Here is a 7,867-nt window from a genome sequence, read left to right as displayed (position 1 = left end):
GCTTGGGGTAGCTTTTCCGCGACAAGGGCCACAAACGGGTTCCAGAACCTCCGCATAGGAGGACGGGCGTAATCAACATAACTGAACCATTCGATTAGAGGTAATTCGGGCTCGGTCCTAGAGAATGGCTATTCCTTTGACAAGCCTAGGGGCTTTTTTTTGGAGAAGTTTTCACAAAACTGCAAAAAACGTGGCCCTTCGGGCCTATTTGCCCAGAGAATACGCTTAACGGATAGCCGAGGGGTTCCGGTGCGGCCCCGGGCCTCGAAAACCCTGACGGAAGGCCCGTTGTGGCGTTGCCCATAGCACCGTTCTGCGCGGCGTCGCGGCAGTTTCGGCAGCTCTGTTTTAGAGACGCAGTTCGGACTGTGCTTAATCCTTGCGGACAATTCGCATGATGCTTTCGACGTTGAAATCCAGACGTTCGTTCAGCGCCTGCTCATCCATCATGTTGCGTTGAAACAGGTAGGACCCGGTAAACCGGTTGGTCAGATAGTAATAGCCGATCGCGGCGATGGTGATATTGAGCTGGGTTGCATCAATGCCGGAGCGGAATTCACCGCATTCCTCGCCGCGCTTCAGGATGTCCTGGACCATCTCGACCAGTCCTCGGGTCGATTCCGGCAGGCTGGGCAGTGATTTGATGTGACGGGCGCGGTGCAGGTTCTCGCTGTTGACCAGAGTGATGAACTCGGGGTTTTTCAGATAGTATTTCCAGGTGAACCGCACCAGGGATTCCAACGCGTCCGAGGGCGACAGGGCCTCAAGGTTCAGTTTGCGTTCAGCGCTTCGAATATCAAGATAGGCCGCTTCCAGTACCGTTTGGAACAGCCCCTCTTTGCTGCCGAAATAATGATACAGCATTCGTTTGTTGGCATTGGCGCGTTCGGCGATTTCGTCTACCCGCGCGCCGCCGAGCCCGTGTTTGGCGAACTCCTTTTTCGCCGCCTGCAGGATGCGTGCTTTGGTCGCTTCGGCATCTCTTTTCTTTTTAGTTGTCGTCTTTTCGACCACAGCCACCTCCTCTGTCATGCAGCTGTCCCGGCGCAGCAAATCTGGTCAGAGCATTTCGCACAAATAGCCGAGCTTCTTCAACTGTTGCGTGCCAGCCGCCAATTCAGACCGTTCTAATTCTAGTCTTAACGCTTGACACACCGTTTCGTAAAGAAGTAACTAGTTAGTGCATTAATGGCGTAGAGTGCCGCTGCGCGGGATCGTCGCCGGGGAGGGGTCGACACGGGAACGCCTTTGATCCCACGTGCTGATGGAAAAGGGAGGACATCATGTCATTCATCAAGAAATACATCGAACAAGAGACGATAACCCGTCGTAACCTGCTGCTGGCATCTGCCTATGGGGTAGGGGGTGCTGCGATCTCAACTATTTTGGGCGGCATGGCGCGTGCGGCGATCACCGACCCGACCGTTGCCTGGTCGTATCGCAACCGGACAAACCCCTATTGGAACGAAATCGTTTCGGGCGGTGAGGCGTTTGTTGAAAGCCTCGGCAAGCCCAAGGATTTCCTGACCCACCTGATCAACGAAGGCTCGTCGGAGAAGTCGCTGGCGGACGTCAAGGCGCTGCTGTCCAAGACCAATGGTGAACTGGCTCTGGCGATTGACACCAACGACGCGCCTAATGCGCGTCCGGTTGTCGAATCCTGCGTGGAGGCCGGGGCCTATGTGTCGACCCTGTGGAACAAGACCGACGACCTGCACCCCTGGGACTTCGGCGACAATTACGTCAGCCACATGAGCTGGTCCGACGAAGGCCCGGCAGAGCAGACCGCGCGCATTCTGCTGGACGCCATGGGTGGCTCTGGCGGCGTTGTCCATCTGGGCGGTATCGCATCGAACAATCCGGCAATCGAGCGTCTGGCCGGTCTGAAGACCGCGCTGCTGGATTACCCCGACGCGGAGCTGCTGGCCGCAGAGCCTGCGGATTGGGATACGCAAAAGGCCAACCAGGTCATGAGCGCCTTCCTCACCCGCTACGGTGACGAGATCAAAGGCGTTCATTGCGCCAACGACACCATCGCTTACGGGGTGCTCGAAGCGTTGCGTGCCGAAGGTATCGAAGACATGCCCATCGTGTCCTATGACGGCAACCCGCAGGCGGTTGAGTTGGTCGGCGAAGGCAAGATCCTGGCCACCGTGTTCACCAACCCGCATTGGGGTGGCGGTATCACGGCGGCGCTGGCCTATTACGCGGCCACCGGCCACTTCAAACCGTCCGAAGAGCCCAACGACCACCGCGAGTTCTATGGCCCGACCATTATGGTCCGTCCCGAAGACGCGCTGGCGTTCAAGGCGCAGTATCTGGACAGCGCTCCGGCCTATGACTGGAAAGATTTCTGGTCCACGTCGAACGGCCAGATCCAATACTAGTAAACGTGTCTGCGGGTTGGTCCTGACGCCGGCCCGCTCACTCGGGTCGGTGCTGAACCCGACCCCGCCAATTCACTCAGTGGGAGGAAGCACGTGAGCAATGTGCTGACACGGGATGTTCTGATCAAATGGGCGCCCCTGATCGTCCTTTTGGTTCTGGTCCTGTTTTTCACAGCGATGGAACCGCGTTTCTTTTCGCTGCGCAATTTTGCCCGCATCGGGATATCGTCTGCGCCGGCGCTGATGGTCGCTATCGGTGTCACGTTCATCATCATCATGGGGTCAATTGACCTGTCGATGGAGGGCACCGTGTCGGTTTGCGCGGTGGTGTTTGCCTTTGCCTTCATTGGCATGGGCGGAACGCTGGCGTCATGGGCCTGGCTGGCCATTCCGCTGGCGTTGCTGGTGGGCGCGGCCATCGGGCTGGTGAACGGTCTTGTTCATGTCCTGCTGAAAATCCCCTCGTTCATGGCGTCGCTGGCGATGGGGTTTGTGGGCACCGGCTTTGCCCTGCTGCTGACCGGCGGTGACCGGATCAGGGTCGAGGATGACCTGTTCCGGTCGCTGCTGACCGAGCGTTGGTTCGGCTTTCCGATCATGTGCTATGTCGCGCTGCTGTTTCTTCTGATCGCGTGGTTCATCCAGTCGCGCACCACGCTGGGGCGGAACTTTTATGCTGTCGGTGGTGGCGAGGAACTGGCTCATGCCTCGGGTCTGAACGTCAACCGCGTGCGGATCATGGGGTTTGCGCTGGCGGGTGTGTTCTATGCGGTCGGCGCGCTGCTGGCTGTTGGTCGGATCGGGATTGCGGAAACCGCGACGGGGTCGAATTTCATGTTTGTGTCGATCACCTCGGTTGTGGTCGGCGGCACCGCGCTTTGGGGCGGGATCGGTGGAGTTTGGAACACCCTTATCGGGGTGCTGATCGTGAACGTCATCAACAACGGCATGGTTGTGATCGGGTTGCCCGGCTACGTGCAGGACGGCGTTCTGGGCGTGTTGGTCATCGCCGCGGTGGTTCTGTCGACCGACCGCAAATCCGTAACCTTCGTGAAATAGGGGCGGGCTGATGTACGAACTGATCAATGTTGACAAGAAATTCCCCGGCGTCCACGCGCTGAAATCCGTGAACTTCCAGATCGGGCGGGGTGAGATCGTGGGTCTGGTCGGTGAAAACGGCGCTGGCAAATCCACCCTGATGAAGGTGATCTATGGTGCCTATCAGCCCGATGGCGGCGACATCACCATCGACGGAACCAAGGTCCGCTTTCAGAACCCCCGTCAGGCGATGGATCACGGCATCGGTATGGTTTTTCAGGAACAATCCCTGATCACCAACCTGACCGTGATGGAAAACATCTTTCTGGGCTTCGAGCAGCAATTCGTCAGCTATGGCGTGATCAACTGGAAAGCCATGGCCGAGGCCGCGCGCAAGCAGCTGGCCAAGGTTAAGCTGGATATCGACCCGGCCATGACCACCTCGAAACTGTCCTTTGCGCAGCGTCAGCTGGTCGAACTGGCCAAGGTGCTGACGCTAGAGGAACGGATCGACGGCGATCTGGTGATCCTGCTGGACGAACCGACCAGCGTGCTGGCCAAGGAAGAGGTCGAGCTGCTGTTCAGCCTTGTGCGTGAACTGACCAACCGTGCGTCGTTCATCTTTGTCAGCCACCGCATGGACGAGGTTCTGGACCTGTCCGACCGCATCTATGTGATGAAGGATGGCGAGATTGTCGACGTCGTCACCCATGACGAAGCCGAGGTGGATGCCATCCAACACAAGATGGTCGGCCGCGACGTGGACAAGGAATACTACCGCGAGCAGAAACAGAAACCCTATCCGTCCGAGGCGCAGCCGCTGGTTGCCTTCAACGACGTGTCCGTGACCGGCAAATACGCGAATGTCTCGTTCGAGCTGCGCCCCGGAGAGGTTCTGTGTCTGGTCGGCACCGAAGGGTCGGGGCGCGAGGCGATCCTGCGCACGATCTTTGGTCTGGACACTCCGACCTCGGGCACCGTGGCGCTCAAAGGAAAAACCGTCGGCAAGTTCAATGCGCAGGCCGGTGTGGCCGGCGGCGTGGGGTACATCCCGCGTGAACGCAAGGTCGAAGGTATCGTGGCCGGGATGAACGTCTATGAGAACATGACGCTCAGCCAGATGGGAAATTACGCCAACTCGGGTGTGCTGCGCATTGGCGAGGAAAAGTCGCTGGCCAAACAGTGGATCGACCGTTTGGCGATCAAAACCCCGGATGTCTACAAGGATTGCGGCGGGCTGTCCGGCGGCAACCAGCAAAAGGTGGTGCTGGCCAAATGGCGCTCGGCCGGGTCCGACATCATCCTGCTGGATCACCCGACGCGGGGTCTGGATATCGGCGCCAAGGAAGACGTCTATGACATGGTGCGCGAGATGTCGGATGACGGCGTCGGCATCATTCTTGTCGCCGACACGCTGGAAGAGGCCATCGGCCTCAGCCACACGATCATCGTTCTGAAGGACGGTGTCGAACAGAAACGTTTCGATTGCAGCCCGGGGGACAAGCCGTCGCTTTATGACCTTGTCCACCACATGATCTGAGGCCACCCCATGAGTTTTGAACGTATCAAACCCCATCTGCCCTGGATCACCCTGCTGGTTCTGGTGCTGGTCGTCGGCGCGGCGGATTCCAACTTTCTGCGGCCGGCGAACCTGATCTCGATGATGGCCGACATCGTACCGCTGTTCATCATGGCGCTGGGGATGACCTTTGCGATCTATATCGGCGGTATCGATCTGTCGGCGCAGTCCATCGCCAACATGACAACGGTGGTTGCGACAATTGCCCTGCCGACCTTTGGTATCGGTGCGGCGCTGCTGTGTATCCTGTCGGGCGTGGTGCTGGGCAGTATCTCGGGTTATGTGACGACGCGGCTTTACGTGCCCTCCTTCATCTCGACGCTGGCGGTTGGCGGCATCGCCTTTTCGGCGGCGCAATACATGTCGGGCCAACGCGCCCTATTCATGGATGCGACACTGCGGGATTCCACCTTTGGCTGGATGACCAGTTCGGTTGCGGGGCTGCCAAGCGAATTGATCATTGCCGCGGTTCTGGTTCTGGGCGCGTGGTTCCTGCAATCGCGGACGACCTTCGGGCGCGCGCTCAAGGCGGTTGGGGCGGGGGAGCCTGCGGCCGTCGCCTCGGGGCTGAACGTCAATCGGATCAAGATCATGGCATTTGCGTTGTCCGGCGGACTGGCTGCGATTGCAGGCTTGCTGTTCTCGGTAAAACTCTCCGGTGGTTCTCCCACACTGGCGAACGGGTTCCTGTTGCCTGCAATCGTTGCGGTTCTGGTCGGAGGTACGCCGCTGACCGGCGGTGTCGGCGGGGTCATCAACACGCTGATCGGCACGCTGATCGTGGCGGTGATCCGGTCGTCGATGCTGTATTTCGAGGTTGATGCAACCCAGCAGCAGATGGTGTTCGGCCTGATCCTGATCGCGGCGATTGCCCTGACCATCGACCGGACCAAGCTGAGGGTCGTGAAATGACCACCACCATGAAAGCAGCCGTTCTTGTAAAGCCCGGCCAGTTCGACGTGCAGGACGTTTCCCGCCCCGAACCCGACAGGGACGAGGTTCTGGTGCGCATCTCAAGGGTCGGAATCTGCGGCACCGATATCCACATCTTCAACGGCCACTACGCGGCGGAAAACCTGCCCATGGTGCCGGGTCACGAGTTTACGGGAACTATCGCGGAACTGGGTGAGGACGTTTCTGGCCTGACCATCGGAGCGCCAGTGGTGGTCGATATGAATATCGGCTGCGGCACCTGTTTCTGGTGCCGCCGCAACGAAATCCTCAATTGCCCCGAGATGCAGCAGATGGGGATCACCATGGATGGGGCCTTTGCCGAGTACATCTGTGTCCCCGCGCGGCTGGTGATCCCGGCCCCTCTGGACGTCTCGGCCGAGGTGCTCGCTCTGACCGAGCCCCTGGCCTGCGTCGTGCGCTGTGCCCGCAAGGCCAATATCACCTTTGGCCAATCTGTTGTGGTGCTTGGGGCGGGCCCCATCGGCAACCTGCACGTTCAGCTTTTGCGCACCATCGGGGCTGCGCCAATCATCGTGGCGGATTTGTCCGAAGACCGGGTGCAAATGGCTTTGGAGGCTGGTGCAGATATCGGCGTTACCAACCCGGCCGAGCTGGCGGAAATTGTTCTGCGCCACACGCAAAGGCGCGGCGCTGATGTGGTGATCGAAAGCGTCGGGCTGCCCGCGCTTTACCAGCAAGCAACGCACCTGATCCGCAAAGGTGGGCATATCGCGGCCTTTGGTATCACCGGCGCGGGCGAGGCTCTGCCCGTCGATATTCTGCAGACGATCCTGCAGGAGAACTCGATCAAAGGGTCGGTCGCGGGCATGGGGCAGGACATGCACGACGCCCTGACCTTGCTGACCCATGGCCGGATCAAAACCGACCGTTTTACCGGTGCCTCTTATGCGCTGGATCATATCCAGCAGGCGTTTGACAGCATCGCTGACCGACCGCAGGACCTGAAAACGCAAATACAAATAGGGCTTTAACAATAGGGAAAGAACCAAATGGGTAAAATTCTGATCATCTATGACAGCGAAAGTGACAGGCGGTTTACTGAACTTGCCGTGCCATACGTGAAAGAAGGTGTCGAGCGGATCGACGGCATGGAAATCCGCGTGAAGTTCGTTGAAGACGCGGAAACCGAAGACGTCTTTTGGGCCGATGGAATCGCGATTGGCTGCCCAACCCATCTGGGCGGGATCTCGTGGCGGATGAAAAAGTGGTGGGATGATCGGACGCCTGAGATTTGGTTTAAGACCGACGGAAAATTCGCCGTTCCCTTCACCTCGGCTGGGTCATTGGGCGGAGGGGGTGAACTGACCTGTCAGTCGCTGAGTGTCATGATGATGAACATGGGTTACTTTGTGTTCGGGATCACCGATTATGTCGCCAAGAAGGAAAGCTTGCATTACGGCGCAGTCTTTGCCGGTGAGCCACGCGCCGAGCATGCTATTGAAGCCTGTCGCCGCGCCGGGCAGCGTTTGGCGGAATGGGTCGGCTATTACATGGACGGGCGCAGAGACCTTCATCCTCTTGACGCGAAATACCAACGTTTCTGGGAGCTTGCTGACTGATGGCAGCAGCACGTCTACTGGTTGAACTGGATGTCAAACCCGACTTGGCAGAGGCCTTTGTCGAAATGTTCAAAGCCGAGTTTATCGCCCGATCGCGAAGCGAAGACGGGTGCGAGCAATACGAGCTTTGGCAATCCGCCGAAGCCCCGGGCAAAATGACCATTGTCGAAGTCTGGAGCAGCAAGAATCACCTTGACGCGCATCTGGCGCAGGATTGGTTCGGGGAATGGGCCCCCAAGATGGAGGCGATGCAAGCCACGCCCCTGGTGGTGCGCATGATGACATCCGCCGAAGACTGAACATCGCAGTTTGCTCCCCCAGACGCTTGC

General features: G+C 58.7%; 9 protein-coding genes. 7 read left to right on the top strand and 2 right to left on the bottom strand.

From position 1 onward, the window contains the following. Positions 1-79 (bottom strand): sugar phosphate nucleotidyltransferase (locus GOX88_RS20555; RefSeq protein WP_170406379.1); only part of this gene is annotated, 79 nt, incomplete at its 3' end. 293 nt (positions 80-372) lie between these two features. Then, the gene (locus GOX88_RS20550; protein ID WP_170406344.1) at positions 373-1,032 is read right to left on the bottom strand and encodes a TetR family transcriptional regulator; all 660 of its coding nucleotides are present in this window, start codon (positions 1,030-1,032) and stop codon (positions 373-375) included. Between the two features lie 251 nt (positions 1,033-1,283). On the opposite strand from GOX88_RS20550, the gene GOX88_RS20545 reads away from it, so the two are divergent. The 7 genes from GOX88_RS20545 to GOX88_RS20515 all read left to right on the top strand — a co-directional run bounded on the left by GOX88_RS20545 (position 1,284) and on the right by GOX88_RS20515 (position 7,837). Beyond that, the gene (locus GOX88_RS20545; protein WP_174826199.1) at positions 1,284-2,387 is read left to right on the top strand and encodes a sugar ABC transporter substrate-binding protein; all 1,104 of its coding nucleotides are present in this window, start codon (positions 1,284-1,286) and stop codon (positions 2,385-2,387) included. Between the two features lie 93 nt (positions 2,388-2,480). Then, complete coding sequence (locus GOX88_RS20540) at positions 2,481-3,446, top strand: ABC transporter permease (protein ID WP_170327595.1); 966 nt, start codon at positions 2,481-2,483, stop codon at positions 3,444-3,446. 10 nt (positions 3,447-3,456) lie between these two features. Then, on the top strand, positions 3,457-4,965 hold the full coding sequence (locus GOX88_RS20535) for a sugar ABC transporter ATP-binding protein (RefSeq protein ID WP_170406341.1): 1,509 nt from the start codon (positions 3,457-3,459) through the stop codon (positions 4,963-4,965). Positions 4,966-4,974: 9 nt separating this feature from the next. After that, entirely contained in the window at positions 4,975-5,916 is a 942-nt protein-coding gene (locus tag GOX88_RS20530; protein WP_170406339.1) for an ABC transporter permease, read from the top strand. After that, a complete protein-coding gene (locus tag GOX88_RS20525; RefSeq protein WP_217354274.1) occupies positions 5,913-6,950 on the top strand; it encodes a zinc-dependent alcohol dehydrogenase in 1,038 nt (345 codons plus the stop codon). The genes GOX88_RS20530 and GOX88_RS20525 overlap by 4 nt, the downstream gene beginning before the upstream one ends. An 18-nt stretch (positions 6,951-6,968) precedes the next feature. After that, the gene (locus tag GOX88_RS20520) at positions 6,969-7,538 is read left to right on the top strand and encodes a flavodoxin family protein (RefSeq protein WP_170406336.1); all 570 of its coding nucleotides are present in this window, start codon (positions 6,969-6,971) and stop codon (positions 7,536-7,538) included. After that, the gene (locus GOX88_RS20515; protein ID WP_170406334.1) at positions 7,538-7,837 is read left to right on the top strand and encodes a putative quinol monooxygenase; all 300 of its coding nucleotides are present in this window, start codon (positions 7,538-7,540) and stop codon (positions 7,835-7,837) included. The genes GOX88_RS20520 and GOX88_RS20515 overlap by 1 nt, the downstream gene beginning before the upstream one ends. Positions 7,838-7,867: the final 30 nt, after the last annotated feature.

Source organism: Ruegeria arenilitoris, from assembly GCF_013030985.1.
GTDB lineage: Bacteria > Pseudomonadota > Alphaproteobacteria > Rhodobacterales > Rhodobacteraceae > Ruegeria > Ruegeria arenilitoris_B.
Note: the sequence above shows the minus strand (reverse complement) of the source record. Positions and strands in the feature narration are given on the sequence as shown.

Coding starts and splice junctions, on each gene's coding strand:
- GOX88_RS20550 (WP_170406344.1), bottom strand. CDS start 1,032: ATGACAGAGGAGGTGGCTGTGGTCGAAAAGACGACAACTAAAAAGAAA.
- GOX88_RS20545 (WP_174826199.1), top strand. CDS start 1,284: ATGTCATTCATCAAGAAATACATCGAACAAGAGACGATAACCCGTCGT.
- GOX88_RS20535 (WP_170406341.1), top strand. CDS start 3,457: ATGTACGAACTGATCAATGTTGACAAGAAATTCCCCGGCGTCCACGCG.
- GOX88_RS20530 (WP_170406339.1), top strand. CDS start 4,975: ATGAGTTTTGAACGTATCAAACCCCATCTGCCCTGGATCACCCTGCTG.
- GOX88_RS20525 (WP_217354274.1), top strand. CDS start 5,913: ATGACCACCACCATGAAAGCAGCCGTTCTTGTAAAGCCCGGCCAGTTC.
- GOX88_RS20520 (WP_170406336.1), top strand. CDS start 6,969: ATGGGTAAAATTCTGATCATCTATGACAGCGAAAGTGACAGGCGGTTT.
- GOX88_RS20515 (WP_170406334.1), top strand. CDS start 7,538: ATGGCAGCAGCACGTCTACTGGTTGAACTGGATGTCAAACCCGACTTG.